Below are 22,482 nucleotides of genomic sequence, written 5' to 3' on the forward strand. Positions count from 1 at the left end.
CGCTTTCGCGGGAGCACCCTATTTCATGTATTTTTCGTATCAGCATGTTCGATTGATGCCGTCAAAGACGGCGCGCTATGGTCGTGTAGCCCTCAGCTAGGCCACCTTCCTCGCAAACCAGATATGATGATCATCGTCGGTGCTACCAGCATAAGCGGGCACCCGCACCGCCTCGACGGCAAAGCCCGCCCGTTCAAGCCTCCGGTCAAAGCCCCGCGCCGGATAGGCCGACCAGATCGCCAGCACGCCCCCGGATCGCAGCGCGCCATAAGCGGAGCGCAGCCCCCAATTGCAATACAACCGCTCATTTTCGGCCTGGATCAACCCGTCAGGGCCATTATCGACATCCAGCAGGATCGCGTCGAACCGATCGCTGGCCGCCGCAATCACATCATGCACATCGGCGACGTCGATCGTGACGCGCGGGTCGGACAGACGATCGGCAAAGACATGCGCCAACGGTCCCCTGGCCCACTCCACGATCTTGGGCACCAGTTCCGCCACGATAATGCCCGCGCGCGGCGACCAGGCGTCCAGCGCCGCGCCCAGCGTAAAGCCCATACCAAGGCCCCCGATCAGCACCTGCCCATCGCAGTCTGCCAGCCGCTCGCACGTCAGCCGTGCCAGCGCCTCTTCCGACACATGGTCGCAACTGCCCATCAATTCTTCCGACCCGAACTGGATCGAAAAATCAGCGCCGCTTTTCAGCAGCCGCAACTGTCCGCCGCCAGGAATCTCGGCGATATCGATGACTTCGATCGGATGGGAAGAGTCCGCCGCATAAGGGGCGGCATGTAAAGGCAGGACGGGTTCAGCGCGATAGATCGGCGCATGGGCACTGTGCAACTGGTCCAGAAATCATCCTTCAAATGCGGCCGCCAACGGCGCAGGGCGGGCAGCGATGTAGCCGACAGCCGCCCTGCGCCTTATCTTATTTGCGGGCCTTGCGCGCCGCATAGCGGGCATCGCGCGCCGCCTTGCGTTCGGCTTCCGTCATGGCTGGCGGCGGCAGCGCAGCCTCGGCTGCCGCCTCGCGCTCGGCCTTGCGCGCGGCCTCGGCTTCTTCTCTCTCGCGCAGCTTGGCTTCACGCCGTTCGCGCGCAGCCGCTTCCTTGGCCAGGCGATTCGCCAGCTTTTCGGCCTGCTCGGCTTCATCGACCGGTGGCTTGGCCTTCAGCTTTTCCAGCGCCTTCGTCTTGGCATCCTTGGCCGCGGCGACCCTGTCCTGAAAACCGGGTTCTCTATATCCTCGCATAAATTCGTCTTAATCCTGTCAATGTCGCGATGCGGCAAGCCGTCTGGCGGAAATCCAGCAAGCGTCCCTGGCTTGCACCCAAAAGCCCACCCGCCTGGAAGAACCCACGCGGGACGATATTGACGCGCTTCCACAGGGGATATCCCGGCCCGCAAGGCCAAAGGACTGGTGCCGCTTACAGGACTCGAACCTGTGACCCCCGCATTACGAATGCGATGCTCTACCAACTGAGCTAAAGCGGCTTGCGGCGGGCAGATAACAGCGGTTGGGGCGCAGGACAAGCGGGCTTTTCAACGAAAGCGCACATCCGCGCCCCTGTTCACCCCAAATTTACCATCCGCTGCCACTGTCGAGTCCCAGATGAAGCGCTTTTATCTGTTTTAGGGACAGGCCGAATGGACACTCTATGGGGACTCGATGTCGCCAACGACCGGGACGACGTCGACCATAGCGAAGACGCCGCGATCGACGCGCCGCTGATGGTGGTGTCCGACGAACGGCGGATGCAGGTGCGGGCCTATAATTATTGGGCCTCGCTGCTGGGCGACCGCGCCTTGCCCTCGATCGAGGATCTCGCACCTGAAGAACTGGACGATTTCGGCCCCTACAGCATCCTGCTCGATTTCAGCACGGGTCTCGAAAACCCTTCGGTCGTGTATCTCGGCACCGCGTTGCGGCAGGAATGCGAGATCGAAGGATCGATCACCTATATCGATGACGTGCCCGCCCGCTCGCTCGTGTCGCGGCTGACCGACCATTATCTCCAGATCATCGCCAATGCCGCGCCGATCGGCTTCGAGGCCGAATTCGTCAATCAGCGCGGATCGGACATATTGTATCGTGGCATATTGATGCCCTTCTCGTCGGATGACGAGACGATCGATTTCGTGTTCGGCGTGATCAACTGGAAGGAATTGGCCAACGCCCAGATGCGCGCCGCGCTGGAAGAGGAAGTGGGCGACGCCCTGCGCACCGCGCCGCTGCCCGGCCCGACGACCGCAATCTGGGCCGATGGCCCGACCCAAGCGGAAACGCCCTCTCCCGCGCACGCGCCGGATGACGACGAAATTCTCGACCTGTCCGGCATGGAAGCGCCCGACGAAGCAGCCCCGCTCGCCGACTGGCTGGCGATCGCCCGCGACGGCGCGGAACGGGTGCGCGTCAGCGAGGCGCGCAGCCATGCCGCCCTCTACCGCGCCATCGGCCTCGCTTATGATTTCGCGCTGGTGGCAAAGGCCCGCCCGGACGATTATGCCACTTTGCTGGCCGACCACGGCCTCAAGGTGCAGGCGCGCAGCCCGATGACCGCGATCATCAAGCTCGTCTTCGGCGGCACCTATGACAAGACGCGGATCACCGAATATGCGACCGCGCTCGACCATGGCTGGGCGACGGGCCTGGGCGTCGGATCGCTCGCCGATTATCTCGCCAGCTACACTGGCGGCCTCAAGGCGCTGGTCCGCGACGAACGTGCGCTGCGCCGCGCCGAAGCCCCGCCCCGCCCCGACCGCCGCCACAAGGCCCGCACCGCCATGAAGGCCGCCAGCGCGCTCGCGCCTGATGCCATCGCCACCGATGCCGATGGCCTGGCCGTCGTCATCGCCCGGCGCGAGGCGGACGGATCGCTTGCTTTGGTCGCAGCGCTGCCGCAAGATTCGGACCTGGGGCAGAAGGTGATCCTCGCCGCTGCCCGTTGATCCGACGGCACGGCCACGCACCCATCGGCTTCAACGCGCAGCAAAATACTGGAAAATATCCCCTAAACCCGCTCGACATGCCATCGGGCCGGGCCGATAGTCATCCTCCGCAGCAGGAACGACACATCATCATATTATTTCAATTTTCAGAAACTTTATTCCACAGCCTGGGTTGAGCCTCCGTTGAGGCGGAGGCATAAAGGCGATCCTAAGCCGGGGAGTCGCATGGCGGCGTCCAGCCTCTCCTCCGTTCCATGAAAGCGGGAATGTACCCGCTGGTGAGAGGTAGGCGAATGACGACGCTGGCTGACGCGAAGATCAAGGAAGTTGATACGGGCATCCGTGAGGCGCTGGAAACGGCGCTGGCGCGTGGCGCGCTGCCGGGCGAGCGGGAAGGGTTCGACGAAGCGGCGCTGGCCGCCGCCGCGATGTTCGTGGGCCGCACCGCCAATGGGCGTCAGGCGGGACAACCCGCCATCGCCATCGAAACGCTGGGCGAAGGCGCCAATGGCCGCTTCATGCGGATCGCGCTGATCAACGACGATATGCCGTTCCTGGTCGATTCGATCGCCAATGCGCTGGCCGCTGCCGACATCACCATCCACCGGCTGCTCCATCCCGTCCTGTCGATCACCCGCAACAGCGAAGGCGCGCTCGCCGCGATCCTGGATGATGACGCGCCCGGCGCCCGCCGCGAATCGATGATCTATATCGAGGCCGACCGGGCCGACGCGAAGGCACGCCGCGCGCTCGAAAAGGCGCTGGCCGAAACGCTGGCCGACGTGCGCGCCGCCGTCGCCGACTGGGCGCCGATGCAGGCGGCGATGCAGGCCGATGCCGACGCCGTCCCCGATGAGGAAGGCGCGGCGCTGCTGCGCTGGTTCCTCGCGCGCCATTTCACCCTGACGGGTCACGAAATCATCCATCGCGACGGCAGCAGCCATGCCTCGCTCGGCATCTGCACCCGGCATGACAAGCCGCTGATCGCCCCCGCCTCGCTCGACGCCGCCTTCGCCTGGTTCGAGGAAGGCAAGCGCAACCCGCTCATCATCAAGTCCAACCGCCTGTCGCGCGTGCATCGCCTGGTGCTGCTCGATCTCGTCATCGTGCCGGTGCGGGAGGGCAAGGAGGTCAAGGCGCTCTCCATCCATGCCGGCATGTGGACCAGTTCGGGCCTGACGGCGACGCCGGACAAGGTGCCGGTGCTGCGCTCGGCGCTGTCCGCGCTGATGGACAAGTTCGATTTCGATCCGCAGGGTCATGCCGGCAAGACGCTGGTCCATGCCCTGACCACCCTGCCCCACGACATTCTGATCGGCTTCGATCGCGACACGCTGGAGCGGCTGGCGCTGACCTTCATGTCGCTGACCGACCGGCCACGGCCCAAGCTCGCGCTGGCGAGCAGCCCGCTCGCCCGCCATCTCTACGCCTTCGTCTGGCTGCCGCGCGACGAAGTGTCGACCGCACGCCGCTTCTCGGTGCAGGAAATGCTCTCCATGGCCGCCAATGCGCCGGTGCTGAGCTGGTCGATCGCGCTGGAAGAGGGCGGCCTCGCTCTGCTGCGCATCACGCTCGACCTGCGCGAAGGCGGGATCATTCCCGACGACGTCCTGCTCGACCGCCAGTTGAAGCAGATGGTGCGCGGCTGGGCACCCGCCGTCGAGGAAGCCTTGGCCAAGACCGAAGATGCCGGCCGCGCCGCGGCGCTGGCGCAACGCTATGCCGGTGGCTTCCCGATGGTCTATCGCAATGGCGCAGGGCCGGATGAGGCGGCGATCGATATTCGCCTGATCCACGGCCTGTCGGGGCCGGGCGACAAGTCGATCCGCATCTATCGCAATCCCGAAGATTGCGCCGAACGGCTGCGGCTCAAACTCTACAGCCATCATGGCATTGCGCTGTCCGAAGTCGTGCCCGCCTTCGAGAATTTCGGGTTCCGCGTGATCGAGGAAATGACGACCGCGCTGGATGGCGGCAGGCTGGGCAATGTCCAGCGCTTCGTGCTGGAACTGCCCGCGGGCGGTGATGCGCAGGCCGTCGTTGACCGTGCCACCATCGTCACCGAAGCCATCGCCCAAGTGCTGGAAGGGCGCGCGGAAAATGATCGGTTCAACGAACTGATCGTCACCGCCGCGCTCGCCCCCCGCTCGGTCGTCCTGTTCCGCGCGCTGTTCCGCTACCTGCGCCAGACCGGCATGGCCTATGGCATGGCGACCTTCGCCGAAACGCTGCGCCGGGCGCAAGGCGTCACCGCCAGCCTCGCCAGCCTGTTCCAGGCGCTGCACGATCCAGTCGGCCGCGAAGGCGCGGAAGAACGGATTGCCGCGGCCCAGGCAGAGATCGACGCGGGTCTCGAAGCCGTCACCGCGATCGACGAGGATCGCGTGCTGCGCCTGCTGCGCGCCGTCATCAACGCGACGCTGCGCACCAATTTCTACAGCGACGCCGCCACCGAAGCGCTGGCGTTCAAGCTCGACAGCGCCCAGATTCCCGGCCTCCCCGCCCCGCTGCCGTGGCGCGAAATCTGGGTCTATTCGCCGCGCGTCGAGGGCATCCATCTGCGCGCGGGTCCGGTTGCGCGCGGCGGGCTACGCTGGTCCGACCGACGCGACGATTTCCGCACCGAGATATTGGGGCTGATGAAGGCGCAGCGCGTCAAAAATGCCGTCATCGTGCCAACGGGCGCAAAGGGCGGCTTCTACCCCAAACATCTGCCCAACCCGCAGGTCGATCGCGACGCCTGGCTCGCCGAAGGCACCGAAAGCTACCGCATCTTCATTCGCGCGCTGCTGTCGGTCACCGACAATATCGTGAATGACCATGTGCGGCACCCGGCCAAGGTGGTCGTGCGCGATGGCGACGATCCCTATTTCGTCGTCGCGGCCGACAAGGGCACGGCGACCTTCTCCGACGTCGCCAACGCGATCGCGCTCGATCGCAAATTCTGGCTCGGCGACGCGTTCGCCAGCGGCGGCTCCAACGGCTACGACCATAAGGCGATGGGCATCACCGCGCGCGGCGCATGGCTCTCGGTCCAGCGCCACTTCGCCGAAATGGGCGTCGATGTGCAAAGCGAGTCCGTCACCGTCGTCGGTTGCGGCGACATGTCGGGCGACGTGTTCGGCAACGGGATGCTGCTGTCCAAGGCGATCAAGTTGGTCGCCGCCTTCGACCATCGTCACATCTTCTTCGACCCCACGCCCGATCCCGCCAAAAGCTGGGAAGAGCGCAACCGGATGTTCCAACTGCCCCGATCGAGCTGGGAGGATTATGACAAGGCGCTCATTTCGCCGGGCGGCGGCGTCTTCTCCCGCGCGCTCAAGCGCATTCCGCTGACACCGGAAATCCAGCAGATTTTGGGCGTGACCGAAACCGAGATGGAACCGGGCGCGCTCATCTCCGCGATCCTCAAGGCCCCCGCCGACCTGCTCTGGTTCGGCGGCATCGGCACCTATGTCAAATCCGCGGCGCAAAGCCATGGCGATGTCGGCGACCCGGCCAATGACCGGCTGCGCGTCAATGCCGAACAATTGCGGGTCAAGGTGCTGGGCGAAGGCGCGAACCTTGGCATCACCCAGGCGGGCCGCATTGCCTTCTCGCTGCATGGCGGCCGCATCAACACCGACTTCATCGACAATAGCGCAGGCGTCGATTGCTCGGATAATGAGGTCAACATCAAGATCGCGCTGAACAAGGAAATGGCCGAAGGCCGCTTGTCCTTCGACGCGCGCAACAGCTTGCTCGAAAGCATGACCGACGCGGTCGGCGACCTGGTGCTGGAGGATAACCGCCTGCAGGCGCTTGGCCTGTCGATCGCCGAAAGCGGCGGCGCGGCAGACCTTGCCAGCTATGTCCGGCTGATCGAGACCTTTGAGGAATCGGGGCGGCTCGACCGCGCCGTCGAGGGGCTGGCCGCCAACGACCAGTTGCTGCGGCGCGGCCAGGATGGCCAGGGCTTCACCCGCCCCGAACTCGCGGTCCTGCTCTCCACCGCCAAGCTCGCGCTGCAGGATGCGATCGAACATGGCGACCTCGCCACCGATCCCAGCATGGGGGCCGAACTTATGGCCGCCTTCCCCGCCGCGATGCAGGACAAGGAGGCGGACGCCATAGCCGCCCATGCCCTGCGCAAGGAGATCATCGCCACCAAGGTCGCCAACCGCATCATCAACCGCCTCGGCATCATCCACCCGTTCGAACTGGCGGAAGAAGAAGGCTGCTCGCTCGCCGACCTCGCCAGCGCCTTCCTGATCGCCGAGCGGCTCTATGACATCCGCGCGCTATGGGCGGATATCGACGCGGCCCATATGTCGGAAGATGCCCGCCTCGCCTTGTTCGGCGACATCGCCAACGGCATGCGCGCCCAGATCGCCGACATCTTGCGCAGCGTGCCCGCAGGCACCCTGCCCGCGGCCGGGCACGATCTGTTGGCAAAGGGTGTCGGCACGCTGGCCGTGCAGGTCGACGACCTGCTGACCAGCGAAGCTCAGCGCCGCACCAATGCCGTGACCGATCGCCTGCTCGGCCTTGGCGCACCCGAAGCGCTGGCCCATCGCGCCGCTGGCCTGTTCAAGCTTGACGGTGCTGTCGGCATCGCGGCCTTGGCCGGCCGGATGGGCGTCGATGAAGTCGAACTGACCCGCGCCTTCACCCATCTGGGCGAAGCGGTCGGCATCGACTGGGTCCAGTCCGCCGCCGCGCGGATGGAACCGACCGACCCGTGGGAACGGCTGCTCATCTCCGGCGTCGCCCGCGATATGCAGCAGGTGCGGCTCGACTTCCTGGCGCAATGCACGGCAAATTGCGATGCCAGCGACGTTGCCGCCCATGTCGAAAACTGGTTGCAGAAGAAGGGCGACCGCGTCCGCCAGTTCCGCACCCTGGTCCAGCGCGCCAAGGCCGCCGCCAGCCCCAATGTCGCGATGCTCGCGGAGATTGCGGGCCAGGCGCGCGGCCTACTGGGGCGCTAAACCGATAACCGGGTCATGTCCGCATGGCAGACATGACCCGGTCCATCATTCCGGAGCGGTTTCCGGCAGCGGCGCGCTATCGGGCACCGCACTGGCATCCTTGGCCTTGCCCGGTATGCCCAGGCCCGGCCCGTACATCGGCACGACCGGCTCCTCGCTCACGCGCCCGTGCAACGCCTCGATCTCCGCCTTGCGCTGCTTGAGATACAGGTCGCGATAGGTGCCATAAGGGTCTTCCTGCGCTCGGATATCGGTGATCCGCTCGTCGAACGCGGCCCGTTCCCCCAATTGACGCAGGATGTTGGCGGGAATCACATAGGCCGCCTGGTTGAACGGCTTGCCCAGGACGAAGGGCGTCACGATGCCATCGACGCCATAGCCGACGAGATCGCGCAGCGTCGTCGGCCCGATCACCGGCAAATACATATACGGCCCCGGCCCGACCCCGTAAAAGCCCAGCGTATTCGCCAGGCCATTGGGCCGATAGGGCAGATGGAAGGGCTTGCGCTTGGCCACGTCGAACAGGCCGACAAAGCCCAGCGTCGAATTGATCGCGAACCGCCCCGCCGTCTCCGCCGCCTTGCCGGGCTTGAGCTGCAGCAGATAGGCCGCAAACACCACCGGCTCCTGCAGGTTGGAGAAGAAGTTGCGCAATCCCTTGCGCGCCGGTCGCGGCAGGCCCTTATTATAGGCCTTGGCCATCGGGCCGACGACATTCTTGTCCACCGCCTGCACCGCCTCGAAGCTCTGGGCGTTGATCTCTTCCAGCGGATCCCCCTTGGGCGGCGCGCGGTCGCCGGTCACGACGATGTCCTGAACCTCATCCTCCGCCTGTGCAGGCGGCGTGGCCGGTGCCGTTTCCACCACCGGCTCGACCGGCAATTGCGGCGCAGCCCCGGCCTGCGTCCCGATCAACATCATTCCTGCGGCAACGCCCGACAGCAGCATAATTTTATCCTGATAGCGACACCCGCCCCCTCTCCCATGAGCAGGGCCGACCCGATGCCTTGACGTCCCGGTGATCGCTCGCCCGTATGCCGTCCCTCTTGCGGCTAGGGCCAGCGTCGCTTGCGGTCAATAGTCTCAATCTGCAACCGGTCGCGGCGATCATCCCCTTCATCACACTTTATTACATTTTTCTTCCTGCGACTCGTTTGCAATTGAGAGTCGTTCGCGATATGCGATCATCCTCACTTCAGCAGGACCAGTCCCCATCCCGATGCACGGAACCGCCCGCATCCCTTCGCAAAAGAAAAAGAGCGCCAAGGCGTTCTGGCTCAAACAATTGCACACCTGGCATTGGGTCAGCTCGGCGATCAGCCTCATCGGCCTGCTTCTCTTCGCCTTCACCGGCATCACGCTCAACCATGCCGCCGATATCGAGGGATCGCCGCAAACCGTCGAAAAAGCGGCGACCCTGCCCGCCAACCTGCGCGCCCAGATCGCCCCCGACGATCAGCCCGATACCAAGAAACCCCTGCCCGCCCCCGTCGCCGCCTGGATCGAACAGGCCGTGGGCCAGCGTGGCACCGGCGAGGCCGAATGGTCCGCCGACGAAATCTACCTAGCCTTGCCCCGCCCCGGCGGCGACGGCTGGGTCTCGATCGACCGCGCCGACGGCACCGTCACCAGCGAAGCGACCAGCCGCGGCTGGATCAGCTACCTCAATGACCTGCATAAGGGGCGCAATGCCGGAACCGTGTGGAAGTGGTTCATCGACATTTTCTCGGTCGCCTGCTTCCTCTTCGCCCTGACCGGCCTCGTCCTGCTCCAGCTTCACGCCAAGAAGCGGCCTTCCACCTGGCCGCTGGTCGCCGCGGGCCTCGCTCTGCCCGCCATCCTCGCCATCATCTTCATTCATTAAGGGGGACTATCCATGCAGATCCGCTACCGCCTGGCCCTGACCGGCACGGCTGCGCTCGGCGCGGTGGGCACGCTCGCCGCACCCGCCACCGCGCAAACGCTGAACCTCTCGGTCGCCATCCCGCGCCTCTCGGTCGCCGAATATCACCGCCCCTATGTCGCCATCTGGATCGAAAAGGAGGGCGCAACCCCTCGCAGCCTGTCGGTCTGGTATGATTATGACATGAAGAATGGCGAGGGCGCCAAATGGCTGCGCGATGTGCGCCAATGGTGGCGCGCCTCCGGCCGTGCGCTGAAACTCCCCGCCGATGGCGTCTCCGGCGCGACCAAGGCACCCGGCGCACACAAAGTCAGCTTCACCGCAGGCAAAGGCCCGCTGGGCGCGCTTGGCCCCGGCAACTACACGCTCTTCATCGAGGCCGCGCGCGAAGTCGGTGGCCGCGAAGTCGTCCGCCTACCCTTCGCCTGGCCGCCAAAGCCCGGCGCGACCGTCAAGGCGCAGGGCAGCACTGAACTGGGCGCCGTCGCCCTCACCTTCGGCAAATAAAGGGGATTGGACCATGAAAGCCACATATCTGATCGCGGGCGCGCTTGCCGCCCTGATGCTGCCCGCCACCGCGCAGGCCCATCGCCAATGGATGCTGCCATCCTCCACAACCCTGTCGGGCGACGACAGCTGGGTGACGGTGGACGCCGCCATCTCCAATGACGTTTTCTACTTTGAACATTTCCCCATGGCGACCGACGGCATCGCCGTCACCGAACCGGACGGCAGCACCGGTAGAATCGAGAACGCCGCCAAGGGTCGCTATCGCTCGACCTTCGACGTGCATCTGACCAAGCCCGGCACCTATCGCATCGCCAATGTCTCGACCGGCGTGATGGGCAGCTATATGCTGAACGGCAAGCAGGAACGCCTCCCGCGCGGCACGACCAAGGATAAGCTGGCCAGCGTCATCCCCGCAGGGGCAACCGATGTGCAGACCGCCGAGATGTCCAACCGCAACGAGATTTTCGTGACATTGGGCGCGCCGACCACGACCATCTTCAAACCCACCGGCACCGGCATCGAAATGGTCCCCGTCACCCATCCCAATGATCTGGTGTCGGGCGAAGCGGCGACCTTCCAGTTCCTGCTCGACGGCAAGCCTGCGGCCGACCTCAAGGTCACCGTCATCCCCGGCGGCATCCGCTATCGCGACGCGCTGGGCCAGATGGACCTGACCGCCGACAAGGATGGCAAGGTCGTCGTCACCTGGCCACAGCCCGGCATGTATTGGGTGAACGCGAGCATCGGCGGCGGGCGCGAAGGCGGCCCCGGTGGCATGGCTGGCCCCGGCGGGATGGGCGGTCCAGGCGCAGGCGCTCCCGGCGCAGCGCCCACCCCCCCGACGCGTCCGGCTGGCCCACCCCAGCGCCGCGCCGCCTATGTGTCCACGCTCGAAGTGCTGGCCCCCTGACGACTGGCATCCGCATCGCCATCCCGCCCGGCCTGTCGCCCGACCTCTTCGTCGGGCGACAGCGGGCGGGCCGCGTCACGACACTCGGCGGCCCGACCATGGGCACCAGCTGGTCGGCGCATATCGTCGATCCGCCCGCTGGCTGCACGGCGGCAATCGAAGCGGTGCTGGCCCGCATCATCGCGCAGATGAGCAATTGGGAGCCGGACTCGGCCCTCAGCCGCTTTAACCGCGCCCCAATCGGCACATGGATGCCGCTGCCCGCCGACATGCTGACCGTCCTGCGCGCAGGCCTCGCCATGGCCCGGCTGTCGGACGGCGCATTCGATCCCGCCATCGGCCATCAGGTCGACCGATGGGGCTTCGGCCCCGCCATCCTCCCCCGCCCGGACGATGCGCCATCGACACCGCCCTGGCAGGCGATCGAGATCGACGGCGATCAGGCCCGCCGCCTTGCGCCCGTAGCGCTCGACTTTTCCGGCATCGCCAAGGGCTTCGCCGTCGATGCCGTCGCCGCCCGCCTGCGCGCCATGGGCCTCGCCAACTTCCTCATCGAAATCGGCGGCGAATTGCGCGGCGAAGGCATCAAGCCCGACATCCAGCCCTGGTGGGTCGATGTCGAATCGCCCCCGGACCTGACTATCCCGGTCCTGCGCGTCGCCCTGTCCGGCCTGTCGGTCGCCACGTCGGGCGACTATCGCCGCTACCGCCTGGAAGATGGCCGCCGCCTCTCCCACAGCATCGACCCGGCCACCGGCACCCCCATCGCAACCGGCGTCGCCTCGGTCACCGTCCTGCACGACAGCGCGATGCACGCCGACGCCTGGGCCACCGCCATCACCATCCTCGGCCCCGCAAACGGCATGGCCCTCGCCACCCGCCACGCCCTCCCCGCCCGCCTGATCCTGCGCACCGACACCGGCGCGCAGGAACATATGACGCCGAAATTGGCGGCGATGCTGGAGTGATAAGGGGAGCCGCAGCACATCGCCTGGGGCTAGTCGATTACCCCTCTCCCCCGTGGTGGAGAGGGCTGCGCAGACTTGGCAGCTTGCTGCCTAGTCGAAGCTGGGTGAGGGGGCACAGTCTACTGGCGTTGCTCCCCATAACCGCCTTCCTCTTGCATTCCTGACACGGCCGGGGCACCCGCCGGGGATGCACACAGAGACTGATCTGGAAACCACCCTATTGGGGCCAGTCCTGCCCAATCGGACCTGCGGTGATTGCACGGCCTGCTGCACCATCCTCACCGTGGATACGCCCGATTTCCAGAAGTCGGCCGACATCCCCTGTATTCACCTCGCTGCGCAGGGGTGCAGCATTCATGCCGAACGCCCGCACATCTGCCGGACATGGTTTTGCGCCTGGCGCAGGATCGCGAGCCTGCCCGATGCGGCCCGCCCGGACCGATCCGGCATATTGGTGTCGCTCGATTTCGTCCGCGAACCGCGCAACTGCTTCGAAGGCGTCTCGATTATGGTCCGCATGGAGCCGGGCAGCGCCGCGATCACCAATGGCATTGCCGCGTCGGTACTCGACGCGCTATGCGATCAACTGATACCCGTATGGTTCAGCGACGGGTCGAAGAAGATGCTGATGCACCCCGACAACAATGTTGCCAACCTCGTCCTGTCCGGTGACCCCGCGCCGGGTCATTTGAAGGCGGAAGTGGCCGCTTGGCGAGACCGATACAGCACGTTCGTGGCCCAGGGGTAGTCGAGGGAGATCTCCACGTTGGATGGGGGAAGCGGGCTGTCGGTAGCTGGACATTGCCCGCAAAAGCGGGGACATATCCTAGCCGTCATGCCAGCGCAGGCTGGCATCTCAGGCGGAGGCGTCAACCGTTAGGCTTGGCACTTGTCGCAAAGCCATCGCGTTATCTCCTGAGACCCCAGCTTTCGCTGGGGTGACGGTAAGGGGTGGTGAGCAGTCAGTCTGCTTTTGGGCGCATGACCACGGTAAATGACGGTTCGGCATTTGATAAGACGTCCATGCAAGCCCATCCAGTGACGAATTGGTAGTGGATTGGGTCGCCATTAGTTTCTTTCCACGCAACGGACTGCGTGCGCTCGAAAACTGCGTTTCGCACTCGATACGCAAAATGGTCCGAAACCAACCCGATGTTGGCACCGCCATTATCCTCGGTGCTTAATGGCATCTCATCTAATATCCGAACGATGCATTGGCTATTGAAGCGAACGCTTATCAGGTGAGTATCGTCTCCTGGAATCATGAAGTCCGCTTCGACGCTGTTCGTATCCCAACGAAAGGCAATTAGGTCGCTCACACTTGCCTTTATCGGCACACCCGGATCGATCGGTTCGTAAATAGCCATGACTGCGTTCTAAAGCCGTTGCCAGCGTCTGCAATCGAGTTCACGTCCAGACGGATTGAATGACCAAAAATGGTCGTTAGCGCCTCGTTCTGCGGTGACCAAGAAAACCAAGTTCAAGCGCCACCCCGGCCCAGTAAGCAATGATCACAACGAAAAACAAGCGTCGATAGTCGGGACGAAGCAGGCCAAATGCCTCACCCGCCATGAAGGCCATTCCCACCCAAATCGCGATGAAAAATATCGTGATGTGGGTGACGCTGAACAGGGCATCTAACAAACGCTTCATGATTGCTATCTAGCATGATTTACGATGTACGCTATGGCGACCCGTGCGAGGTCGACCGACCGGCAAAAAATGGTCGTTCCTTGCCATTCCTCCTTCGTCAGCCCAAATCTCGCCCCTTCCAATGTAGGATTTTCTTTGGTCTATCCTGACGGATGACGCCCTCGGCCCTTTCCTGCCCTCTCCGCGCACCGCTCCAAACCAAGCCGCGTCACCGGCGCGTAGGGGACGCGTGTGTGTCGCGTCACTGTCGCGTCGATGATATGCAGGCGGCACGTCGCGACCGCTTCAGCGGTACGATTGGCGCAAATCGCTGTGCAATGGCCCGACGACGGTGTGAACTTCGCGATGTGACCCTCATGGCGCGTCTTGTATGCCTGAAAGCCCATACCGACCGGACTCAACGCCGCGCCGAATCCCGTCAACCGGTCGCCCCACGCGTTCCCACCGCGATCAGGCAGAGGCCACCCTCACACGCCGTCGGCGCACCCCGGACCAGTGTCCGCTTCGCTGGCCGCATCGCTTCGCTGTTGCAGGGCGGCGGCGAAAATCCAGCAGCGTATCGCACTGGCGAGATTGGGCGGATCGGCGGCCTTCATCCGCATCACGTCGATCTGCGCAATGAGGGCGTTGATGGGCAGGTCCGCCCGCTTCGCCGCGTCTCGCAGCGCATCCCAGAAAATAGGTTCCAGACTGATCGCGGTCTGGTGCCCGGCGATCGTCACGCTCCGTTTGACCGGAGGGGCAAAGGGCGACCCCATTGGCCCTTCCGGGCCATCAACAGGGTCGCCCTGGTCTATCAATACATGTGCTGCCCACCGTTGAGCGACAAGGTCGTGCCGGTCACGAAGCCCGCATCCTCGCTGCACAGGAAGGCGACGCCGCGCGCAATTTCGCTCGCTTGGCCCAGGCGACCGACCGGGATCTTGGCGACGATCTTTTCCAGCACGGCGGGGGGCACGGCGGCGACCATGTCGGTGTCGATATAACCCGGCGCGATGGCATTGACGGTGACGCCCGCCTTGGCGCCTTCCTGCGCCAGCGCCTTGGTAAAGCCATGAATGCCCGACTTGGCGGCGGCATAGTTGACCTGGCCATATTGGCCCGCTTGCCCGTTGATCGACCCGATATTGACGATCCGGCCCCACCCGCGCTCGCGCATGCCGCCAAAGGTCGCCTTGGCCATGTTGAAGCAACCGCCCAGGTTAATGCGCATGACTTCGTTCCAGTCGTCGAAGCTCATCTTGGCCAGCACGCCGTCGCGGGTGATGCCCGCATTGTTGACGACGATGTCGATCGGGCCGAGTTGTTCGGCGACGGCAGCGCAGCCATCGAGGCAGGCCTGATGATCGCCCACATCCCATTTGAAGGCAGCGATGCCGGTGCGCTCGGTAAAGGCCTTCGCCTTTTCGTCATTGCCGCCATAATTGGCCGCAACGGTATAGCCCATGTCCCGCAACGCCAGGCTGATCGCCTCGCCAATGCCCCGCGTACCGCCGGTCACGATCGCTACTCTCGCCATATGCGCATCCTCTTCTTACCTAAGCGGGCTGGTCGATCCAGCCCGAAAGCTCGCGGCCGATCAGCCTCTGGTACAAAGTGATAGCGTCGGGCGACGCATTTAGACAGGGTAAATAGGCAAATTTTTCGCCGCCAGCAGACAAAAAGGCCTCTTTTGCCCGCAACGCTATTTCTTCCAATGTTTCAAGGCAGTCGGCGGAAAATCCGGGTGTTACGACAGCAATATTACGGACACCATCGCGTACCAATCCGGCAAGCGTTGCTTCGGTCTCCGGCTCCAGCCATTTCGCCCGGCCAAAGCGCGACTGGAAGCTCATATGGACCGGCAGCGTCAGTGCTTCGCGCAGCAGGCGGACGGTCTTGACCGACTGGCAATGATAGGGATCCCCCAGATGCAAGGTGCGTTCGGGCATGCCATGGAAACTGGCGAGAATAGCGTCCGGTGCGAATTCGAGCGCCGCGACATGCGCATCGATCGCGGTCTTGAGCGCGGCGATATAGGCCGGGTCGTCATGATAGGGCGGCAGGGTACGGATGGCGGGTTGCCAGCGCATCGCTTTGAGCGCCGCGAAGGCCGCGTCATTGGCCGTCGCCGTGGTCGCCCCGCTATATTGCGGATAGAGCGGCGCGAGCAGGATACGGTCGCAACCCGCCTTCTTCATTGCGGACAGACGCGAGGCGATCGACGGATTGCCATAGCGCATGGCCCAGTCGACCGTGACCGTCGGCCCCATCGCTTCGGCAAGCGCCAGTGCCGTGTCGCGGGTATGGAAGGCGAGCGGCGATCCCTGATCGGTCCACACCTGTTGATAGGCATGAGCCGATTTCTTAGGCCGGGTGGTCAGGATGATGCCGCGCAAAATCGGCTGCCACAGGATCGGCGGCAGTTCGACCACGCGGCGGTCGGACAGGAATTCGCCGAGATAGCGGCGCACCGATCCGGCGTCGGGCGCATCGGGCGTGCCGAGATTGATGAGGAGGACGCCGACTTTGGGGGTCGGAATGGTGGGATGGTTGGGGGGCAGGGTCATGTCGTGGCCAATAGCGGAAGGTTGCGCAAACGCTGACCTGTCCATGTGTACAATGCATTGGCGATAGCAGGCGCGACCAGCGGCGCAGCGAGATCACTGACGCCGACCGGGGATGCGGTGCTGCGGATCAGTTCGACCGTCACTTCGCCGATGTCGGCGAGACGTGGCAAATTCATTCGGCCCAGGATCGCGCGGGTCGGCAGGCCGCGGGCATAGGGCACGGACGCCCCCATCGCGAAGGCGAGACCGTAGATGAGACCTCCTTCGATCTGCTGCCGGGCAATGTCGGGATGGACCTGATCGCCGACATCGACCGCCGCGATCATGCGGTTGACGCTCAGCCGGTCGCCGCGCATCGATGCTTCGACCATCACCGCCGCATAGCCGCCTTGCATAGCGTGCGCGGCAAGCCCCTGCCCGCTGCCCGCTATGCCGCCCTGCCAGCCGCCCATCGCCGCTGCAGTGGACAGGCAATGGGCGAGGCGCGGATTGCCGCCCAGCATCTGGATACGGAAGGACATCGCCTCCATCCCCGCCAGATGCGCCAGTTCATCGACGAAACTTTCGGTGAAGAAAGCGCCATGCAAATGCGCATTGCTCCGCGTGAAACCCAGCGCCAGGCCGACATCGGCGGGATAATGATCCACCGCCCAGTTGGGGATCGCATAGGGCGGTGCCATGCCCGCCACCGCCAGGCGGGATGCCTTATCCGCCGTCTGCGCTGCCGCCGCATGGGGCAGCGCGCCATCGGCGATCCGCGCCCAGGTCTGGGTCATGGCGCAGGGGGCCGCGACTTTCGCCAGCCAGCCCTCAATCGCGCCGTTTCGTCCGATCTTCGCGGCCATGCGCGCTTGCGCGGGCGCGCTGGGCCGGTCCTGTACCACATCTTCCAGCCGCGACCAGAGCAGTTGCACCGGGCGGCCCACATCGCGCGCAATCAAGGCGGCCTGCACGCCGACATCCCAGTCCATCTTGCGCCCGAAGGAACCGCCCGCGTGCAGCGGATAGAGGGTGACAGCGGTTTCGGACAAGCCCAAAGCATCGGCAATGGCGGCACGCGCCAAGCCCGGTGCCTGCGTCGCCATCCACACTTCCGCGCCCTCCTGCCCGACCCGCGCCGTGGCACAGAGCGGTTCGAGCGCGAGGTGCAGCCCAGCCTCGACCCGATATTCGCTGGCCAATATCGTCGCGCCTTCGAACACCGGCAGCAGGTCGCCCTGTGCATAGAGGCGTCGGCCCGCGGAGCCGGAAAAGGCCGCTTCCAGCGCCGCGTCAATCGACGCGCTATCCACCGGCTTCCCGCGTAGGGTGAAGACAGGATCGGCGAGGTCCAGCGCCTTGTTCGCCGCCCACCAGTTGGTCGCTACCGCGGCGACCCAGCGTTCGGTGCGGACCAGTTTGAGGAAGCCCGTGACATTGCTTGCCGATCGCTCGTCCAGCCCGGCGAGGATCGCGTCGCCGATCGGCCCTTGCCGGATCGAGGCATGGACCATGTCGGGCAAGCGGATGTCGGCGGCGAAATTATGGCTGCCGTCGATCTTCGAGGAGGTGTCGAGCCGGGCGACGTCCTGCCCCGCCAGCCGCCCATCCTGCCCCTGCCGCAAGGGCAGGATGGCGGGGAGGTCGAACTGCGCCGCTTCCTCAACCAGTTCGCCGATCTTCAGCCGCCGTTCGCTCCCGTCGGTGACCAGGCCATCTATGATATCGCAGCTTTCCCACGGCACTGACCAGCGCGCCGCCGCGGCCTTGCACAACAGGACGCGCGCCGCCGCACCGGCATCGCGATAGGCGTCATGGAACATTGGAATCGACGTGCCGCCGCCCGTCAGCATCAGGCCGCTGCGCGTCGCATATTGGCCGATCGCCCAATCGCCCGCATCGCCCAGCAAGCGCGTCCAGTCGCTCGCCAGCCATTCGCGCGCCAGCAGCGTGTTGGCGTAGAGCGGACTGATCGGTGCGCTTTGCACCGCGACCGTGCGCCAGTCTGCGCCGAGTTCATCGGCCAATATCTGCGGCAGGACCGTGGTCACTCCCTGCCCCGTTTCGGTTTGCGGCACGATGACGATCACCTGCCCCGACCGGTCGATCTTGAGGAAGGCGTTGACGATCGTTTCGCCGGGACCGGCGTTGAGGTTGGGTTGGTAGCTACGCGGCCAAACGCCCCAAGCGATGAGCAACCCCGCCGCCGCACCGCCGCCGACCAGTAGGGTGCGCCGGTCGATGCCCTTGCGGCTGTCCGATATTGTGCGCGGGGGGCGAGCCATGGCCCGACTGATAGGGGCGCGATGGCCGGGTGGAAAGCGTTAATCGGCGCTGACCGGCGCGATGCCCAGACGGGGTATTTCGATTGCAGGACAGCGGTCCATCACCACCTTGAGGCCCGCCGCTTCGGCGCGAGCGGCGGCGGCTTCATCGATGACGCCGAGTTGCATCCAGACCGCCTTAGCGCCAGCGGCAATGGCATCGTCTACGGCCTCACCGGCCGCTTCGCTCCGCCGGAAGATATCCACCATGTCGATCGGTTCGCCGATGTCGGACAGGCGGCCCCAGACAAATTCGCCATGGACATGTTCGCCCGCAATCTGTGGATTGACCGGCAGGACGCGATAGCCATGGTCCTGAAGGACGGCCATGACGCGATAGCTGGCCCGTTCCGGGCGATCGGAGATGCCGACCAGCGCTATGGTGCGGGTTTCGGTGAGCAGGGTGGCGATGTCCTGCGGGGCGGTCAGCGGCATGGAAATTCTCCTTATGCAGCTAGGACGAGCCAAGGACCGGGACGTTCCCGATGATGGAGACGGATCGCTTAACTTCGCACATTTCCCGCTGATTTCGACATATTCTTGCGCGTCCCTGATCCTATCGCAAAGTCACGGTGCGCGGACGTCCGATCATAGCCTGTTGCCCCGCTGTAGGACAGTCAAAGGACAGTCAAACCGCACCATCGAGCCACGCCGCCACCTTCTGCGCGATGGCCCGGAAGGCGTCGGCGTGGACGCCCTCGCCCGCTGCCGGGGGGGCACCCGCGTCGGACTGGCAGCGGATATCGATGGCGAGCGGGATGCGACCGAGGAAGGGCATTCCCATGTCGCCTGCCGCCGCCTCTGCGCCGCCAGTGCCGAACGGATCGGAAATTTCGCCACAATGCGGGCAGGCATAGCCCGCCATATTCTCGACAAGGCCGATCATCGGCACGCCAGCCTGCGTGAACAGGCTGACCGCGCGGGTCGCGTCGATCAGCGCCAGATCCTGCGGCGTCGAGACGATCACCGCGCCGACCGGCTTATGTTTCTGTACCATCGTCAGTTGAATGTCGCCGGTGCCCGGCGGCATGTCGACCACCAGCAGGTCGGTCTCGCCCCAATCGGCGTCGATCAGTTGCGACAGGGCGTTGCCGACCATCGGCCCGCGCCACGCCAGCGCCTTGCCGGGTTCGACCAGATGCGCCATCGACAGCATCGGAATGCCGAGCGTGCCGGTGACCGGGATCATCTTCTTGTCGCGGGCCTGGGGTTTCTGATCTTCGCTGCCCATCAGTCGCGCCTGCGACGGGCCATAGATGTCGGCATCGACCAATCCGACCCGGTGGCCGAGGCGATGTAGCGCGACGGCGAGGTTGGCGGATAGCGTGGATTTGCCGACGCCGCCCTTGCCCGACGCCACGGCGATGATGCGCAACGACTTGCGTTCCGCCGTCTGGGCGATGCGGACATCGGTGACGCCCGGCACGGTCAATCCGCCTTCGCGGATTGCGGCAACAAGGCCATCGCGCCGGTCGGGCGACAGGCCGCCGACATCCAGGGCGATCGTCATCACCCCGTCCTTGATGCGCGGCGTGCTGGCACGTCCATCGGTCAGAGCGGTCAGGCGGGCGGTAAAATCGGCAATATCGGTCATGACGACGCCCTGTAGGAAATAATCGCTCCTAAGGGCACTGTTTTTCGCGGGCCAGCCTTCCTATAGAAGGTGACATGAAAAGATTATTCGGGTGGATGCCCGGCATCGTGAGCATGGCGCAAGGCCCCTGGGGCGGCAAAAGCGACGGGCCGGAGAGTAATGACGGTTCGGGCGGAAAGGGTGCGGGCGGCGATGGCGGCCCGCGCAATCCCTGGACCCAGCCAGGTCGTCCGGTTGGGCAGAAAGGTCCGTCCGCGATCGAGGAAATGTTGCGGCGTGGCCGTGACAGCTTTGGCCAAGGTGGCGGCTTTGGTGGCCTGCCGCAGCGTCCCAATGGCAAGGCGCTATGGCCGATCGGGATCGCCATCCTGGTCATCCTATGGCTGGTGCTGACCAGTTTCCATCGGGTGGGTCCGCAGGAACGCGGCGTCGTCACCTATCTCGGCAGTTACAGCCGCACCCTGACCCCCGGTATCAGCCTCACCCTCCCCGCCCCGTTCGCGGCGGTGACGATCGTCGATGTCGAGGAAATCCGCACCATCGACGTCGGATCGACCACGGCCGAGAATGAAAATCTGGTGCTGACCGGCGACCAGAATATCATCGACCTTGCCTATTCGGTGCGCTGGAACATCCGCAATCCCGAACTGTACCTGTTCCAGCTGTCCAACCCCGATGCCGCCGTGCGCGAGGTTGCCGAGAGCGCGATGCGCGCCGTGCTGGCCAGCGTCAGCCTGGACGATGCGCTGGGTGCTGGTCGTACCGCGATCGAACAGCAGGTCGAGCAGCGGATGCAGGAGATTTTGGACGGTTATCGCTCCGGCATCCGCATCCAGGGTATTGCGATCAAGCAGGCCGATCCGCCAGCCGCGGTCAACGATGCGTTCAAGGCCGTGTCGGCCGCGCAGCAGACCGCGCAGACCTATCTCAACGAAGCGCGCGCCGCCGCCCAGCAGGTGACGGCCAAGGCGCAGGGCGAGGCCGCATCCTTCGACAAAGTGTATGAACAATATCGCCTGGCCCCGGACGTGACCCGCCGCCGCATGTATTATGAAACGATGGAGGGCGTGTTGGCCAATGTCGACAAGACCATCGTCGAAGGGACTAATGTGACACCCTATCTGCCGCTGCCTGAAATCAAGCGGCGTGCCGCGCAGGCAGCCCCTGCGGCGCCTGCCGTCTCCAGCACGGAGGGTCAGTGATGCCCGCATTCCTGCGCAACCCCGTAACCCTGGCGCTGTTCGTGCTGGCGCTGCTCATCCTGCTGGGCAGCACCATCGCGATCGTGCCGGAAACCAAGCAAGGCGTGATTGTCCGTTTTGGTGATCCCAAGGCGATCATCAACCGCTATCGCCAGAATGAAACCTTCGGCAATACGGGCGCTGGCATCATCATGCGCTGGCCGTTCGTGGATCAGGTGGTGTGGATCGACAAGCGCGTGCTGTCGGTCGAAATGGAGCGCCAGCAGGTGCTCTCCACCGACCAGTTGCGATTGCAGGTCGATGCCTTTGCGCGTTATCGCATCGTCGATCCGCTGCGCATGTATATCGCTGCAGGCAGCGAAGAGCGGGTTTCGGAGGCTCTGCGTCCGATCCTGGGTTCGGCGCTGCGCAACGAACTGGGCAAGCGGCCCTTTGCGGCATTGCTCAGCCCGGAGCGGGGCCAGGTGATGCAGAATATCGAGGCGGGCCTGGACCGGGTCGCGCGTCAATATGGCGCTGAAATCGTCGATGTGCGGATCAAGCGCGCCGACCTGCCCGACGGCACGCCGCTCGACAGCGCCTTCACCCGTATGCGGACGGCGCGTGAGCAGGAAGCGCTGACCATCCGGGCGCAGGGGGCCAAGCAGGCGCAGATCATCCGGGCCGAGGCGGACGCCAATGCCGCGCGCATCTATGCGGCGAGCTATGGCAAAGATCCGTCCTTCTATGATTTCTATCGGGCGATGCAGAGCTATCGCTACACCTTCTCGCCCGACCGGGCGGGGGAAACCAACATCATCCTTTCGCCCAATAATGAGTTCCTGCAGCAGTTTCAGGGGCGGCGTTGAGCCGCTCCCTAGTCCTGACCCGATCATTACGGAACCAGCGTCATTCAATGAGGGTTAAGGGAAGGCGGCGCATTTTAGGGCTTCGTCAAAGTCCCGCCTTCCAATTCCTTCGCAGTTCAT

The 22,482-nt window shown here is 64.7% G+C and carries 20 protein-coding genes and 1 tRNA gene; 9 read left to right on the forward strand and 12 right to left on the reverse strand.

What is annotated here, in order from left to right:
- Positions 1-96: 96 nt before the first annotated feature.
- The 3 genes from BSY17_RS07715 to BSY17_RS07725 form a co-directional block, all read right to left on the reverse strand.
- Positions 97-804, reverse strand: coding sequence for a spermidine synthase (locus tag BSY17_RS07715; RefSeq protein WP_069066849.1), 708 nt, complete (start codon positions 802-804; stop codon positions 97-99).
- Positions 805-931: 127 nt separating this feature from the next.
- Positions 932-1,255: a DUF6481 family protein gene (locus BSY17_RS07720; RefSeq protein ID WP_037476861.1), complete on the reverse strand. Its 324-nt coding sequence runs from the start codon at positions 1,253-1,255 to the stop codon at positions 932-934.
- Between the two features lie 166 nt (positions 1,256-1,421).
- Positions 1,422-1,497: transfer RNA gene (locus tag BSY17_RS07725), tRNA-Thr, on the reverse strand.
- Positions 1,498-1,650: 153 nt separating this feature from the next.
- Here BSY17_RS07725 and BSY17_RS07730 point away from each other — a divergent pair.
- Both BSY17_RS07730 and BSY17_RS07735 read left to right on the forward strand, forming a co-directional pair.
- Positions 1,651-2,952: a PAS domain-containing protein gene (locus BSY17_RS07730; protein ID WP_069065074.1), complete on the forward strand. Its 1,302-nt coding sequence runs from the start codon at positions 1,651-1,653 to the stop codon at positions 2,950-2,952.
- Between the two features lie 293 nt (positions 2,953-3,245).
- On the forward strand, positions 3,246-7,922 hold the full coding sequence (locus BSY17_RS07735; protein ID WP_069065075.1) for an NAD-glutamate dehydrogenase: 4,677 nt from the start codon (positions 3,246-3,248) through the stop codon (positions 7,920-7,922).
- Between the two features lie 45 nt (positions 7,923-7,967).
- Here BSY17_RS07735 and BSY17_RS07740 read toward each other — a convergent pair whose 3' ends face one another.
- Positions 7,968-8,870, reverse strand: a complete 903-nt coding sequence (locus BSY17_RS07740; RefSeq protein WP_083217080.1) for an MlaA family lipoprotein — start codon at positions 8,868-8,870, stop codon at positions 7,968-7,970.
- Positions 8,871-9,141: 271 nt separating this feature from the next.
- On the opposite strand from BSY17_RS07740, the gene BSY17_RS07745 reads away from it, so the two are divergent.
- From BSY17_RS07745 to BSY17_RS07765, 5 genes are all read left to right on the forward strand, one after another.
- On the forward strand, positions 9,142-9,786 hold the full coding sequence (locus tag BSY17_RS07745) for a PepSY-associated TM helix domain-containing protein (protein ID WP_069065076.1): 645 nt from the start codon (positions 9,142-9,144) through the stop codon (positions 9,784-9,786).
- A gap of 12 nt (positions 9,787-9,798) precedes the next feature.
- Positions 9,799-10,332 (forward strand): DUF2271 domain-containing protein, encoded by a 534-nt coding sequence (locus tag BSY17_RS07750; RefSeq protein WP_069065077.1) that lies wholly within the window; start codon positions 9,799-9,801, stop codon positions 10,330-10,332.
- 13 nt (positions 10,333-10,345) lie between these two features.
- A complete protein-coding gene (locus BSY17_RS07755; protein WP_069065078.1) occupies positions 10,346-11,245 on the forward strand; it encodes a DUF4198 domain-containing protein in 900 nt (299 codons plus the stop codon).
- A gap of 98 nt (positions 11,246-11,343) precedes the next feature.
- Positions 11,344-12,213 carry an FAD:protein FMN transferase gene (locus tag BSY17_RS07760; protein ID WP_069065079.1) on the forward strand — a complete coding sequence of 290 codons (870 nt, stop codon included), beginning with the start codon at positions 11,344-11,346 and terminating at the stop codon, positions 12,211-12,213.
- A 187-nt stretch (positions 12,214-12,400) separates the two neighbouring features.
- Positions 12,401-12,961 carry a YkgJ family cysteine cluster protein gene (locus BSY17_RS07765; protein WP_069065080.1) on the forward strand — a complete coding sequence of 187 codons (561 nt, stop codon included), beginning with the start codon at positions 12,401-12,403 and terminating at the stop codon, positions 12,959-12,961.
- A gap of 214 nt (positions 12,962-13,175) precedes the next feature.
- Here BSY17_RS07765 and BSY17_RS07770 read toward each other — a convergent pair whose 3' ends face one another.
- From BSY17_RS07770 to BSY17_RS07805, 8 genes are all read right to left on the reverse strand, one after another.
- On the reverse strand, positions 13,176-13,580 hold the full coding sequence (locus tag BSY17_RS07770; RefSeq protein WP_069065081.1) for a hypothetical protein: 405 nt from the start codon (positions 13,578-13,580) through the stop codon (positions 13,176-13,178).
- Between the two features lie 76 nt (positions 13,581-13,656).
- The gene (locus tag BSY17_RS07775; protein WP_069065082.1) at positions 13,657-13,866 is read right to left on the reverse strand and encodes a hypothetical protein; all 210 of its coding nucleotides are present in this window, start codon (positions 13,864-13,866) and stop codon (positions 13,657-13,659) included.
- 467 nt (positions 13,867-14,333) lie between these two features.
- Positions 14,334-14,624 (reverse strand): ribbon-helix-helix domain-containing protein, encoded by a 291-nt coding sequence (locus BSY17_RS07780; protein WP_083217081.1) that lies wholly within the window; start codon positions 14,622-14,624, stop codon positions 14,334-14,336.
- A 38-nt stretch (positions 14,625-14,662) separates the two neighbouring features.
- Positions 14,663-15,385: an acetoacetyl-CoA reductase gene (gene phbB / locus BSY17_RS07785; RefSeq protein ID WP_069065083.1), complete on the reverse strand. Its 723-nt coding sequence runs from the start codon at positions 15,383-15,385 to the stop codon at positions 14,663-14,665.
- 19 nt (positions 15,386-15,404) lie between these two features.
- On the reverse strand, positions 15,405-16,415 hold the full coding sequence (gene hemH, locus BSY17_RS07790) for a ferrochelatase (RefSeq protein WP_069065084.1): 1,011 nt from the start codon (positions 16,413-16,415) through the stop codon (positions 15,405-15,407).
- A complete protein-coding gene (locus BSY17_RS07795; RefSeq protein WP_069065085.1) occupies positions 16,412-18,679 on the reverse strand; it encodes a molybdopterin cofactor-binding domain-containing protein in 2,268 nt (755 codons plus the stop codon). The genes hemH and BSY17_RS07795 overlap by 4 nt, the downstream gene beginning before the upstream one ends.
- Before the next feature lie 39 nt (positions 18,680-18,718).
- The gene (locus BSY17_RS07800) at positions 18,719-19,153 is read right to left on the reverse strand and encodes a CoA-binding protein (RefSeq protein ID WP_069065086.1); all 435 of its coding nucleotides are present in this window, start codon (positions 19,151-19,153) and stop codon (positions 18,719-18,721) included.
- Positions 19,154-19,346: 193 nt separating this feature from the next.
- A complete protein-coding gene (locus BSY17_RS07805; protein ID WP_069065087.1) occupies positions 19,347-20,312 on the reverse strand; it encodes an Mrp/NBP35 family ATP-binding protein in 966 nt (321 codons plus the stop codon).
- A 74-nt stretch (positions 20,313-20,386) separates the two neighbouring features.
- On the opposite strand from BSY17_RS07805, the gene hflK reads away from it, so the two are divergent.
- Together hflK and hflC are read left to right on the forward strand one after the other, a co-directional pair.
- Complete coding sequence (gene hflK, locus BSY17_RS07810; protein WP_171899204.1) at positions 20,387-21,514, forward strand: FtsH protease activity modulator HflK; 1,128 nt, start codon at positions 20,387-20,389, stop codon at positions 21,512-21,514.
- Positions 21,514-22,362 carry a protease modulator HflC gene (hflC, locus tag BSY17_RS07815; RefSeq protein WP_069065089.1) on the forward strand — a complete coding sequence of 283 codons (849 nt, stop codon included), beginning with the start codon at positions 21,514-21,516 and terminating at the stop codon, positions 22,360-22,362. Before hflK ends, hflC begins: the two co-directional genes overlap by 1 nt.
- The last annotated feature ends 120 nt before the right edge of the window (positions 22,363-22,482 follow it).

The sequence above is a fragment of the Sphingobium sp. RAC03 genome, from assembly GCF_001713415.1.
Taxonomy (GTDB): domain Bacteria; phylum Pseudomonadota; class Alphaproteobacteria; order Sphingomonadales; family Sphingomonadaceae; genus Sphingobium.